The following is an 859-nucleotide window of genomic DNA, read 5'->3' on the forward strand; positions in this document are numbered from 1 at the left end:
TTGTTCAGACCTTCCTTAGGTCATTTGTTGCAGCCGCACCTGAAGGTTGCAGGCTTGCCGCAGGCAGCGTGATGACACCACTTTGCTTGTCGTACGTTCCCGCCAGGTTTGACTGCGCGCTATTTGATGCTTGTATCGCGAAGTCCTTCAGTTGCCCCGACTGAGCCTGCTGATCAAACTGGGCCAGCAATTTGGCATCGGTCGTGATTGCGTTGTGGAGCTGGGCAACTTGGTCGTTGCTTGCGCCGTGGTTTGCAGAAAAACGAGAGAGTGCAGCTTCCAGTTGCGGGCTTGGCCTAGCCATGTCCTAACTCCCGAAAAATTAGCGTCCGTTCAACGTGCCGATTGATTTGATACACAGACGCGTCTGCTCACGGGGCACAAGATTTTGTGGAATGATGGAGATCACGATGTTCCCTCCAATCCCATTCTTCGCAAGTTTTGAATAGCGCCAATCCTCCAGCTGCCCAATCGGACCATAGGTAGGGGACGCATTGAAACCCATCTCTTTAAGCTTGCGATCATAATATTCAAAATCTAGCGTGCAGATGGCGGACATGTTTCCAAAGTCATCCACACTGTTTTGAAAAGTTAACCCGACGCCTTTTAAAAGAGAAAACGATTCCGGAGTGTAGGTGAAGGCATACCGCCATCCGTCGCCCAGATCGTTGCTCCAGTAACCAACCGAGAGCCTACCCTGCTCTGGTTGCTTTAGGGAAGGTCTGAACAACGAGACCTGACAGGGCGGAAGGTGGCGTCGTTCCGAAGAGTGGCTTTTGGAACTTCGGAATTTCGCCATTTCTGGCGCTTTCCGCGGGAATTTCCCGGTTCACAGACGCACGCTCCCCATCGCCGGCAG

2 pseudogenes are annotated in these 859 nt (G+C 52.6%); both read right to left on the minus strand.

Features of this window, described 5'->3' with window-relative positions:
- Positions 1-13: 13 nt before the first annotated feature.
- Positions 14-304, minus strand: a pseudogene (locus J7367_RS21940) (hypothetical protein); the annotation flags it as partial.
- Positions 305-322: 18 nt separating this feature from the next.
- Positions 323-682: pseudogene (locus J7367_RS21945) on the minus strand (hypothetical protein); the annotation flags it as partial.
- Positions 683-859: the final 177 nt, after the last annotated feature.

The sequence above is a fragment of the Xanthomonas sp. D-36-1 genome, from assembly GCF_017746155.1.
GTDB classification, from domain to species: Bacteria; Pseudomonadota; Gammaproteobacteria; order Xanthomonadales; family Xanthomonadaceae; genus Xanthomonas; species Xanthomonas cissicola.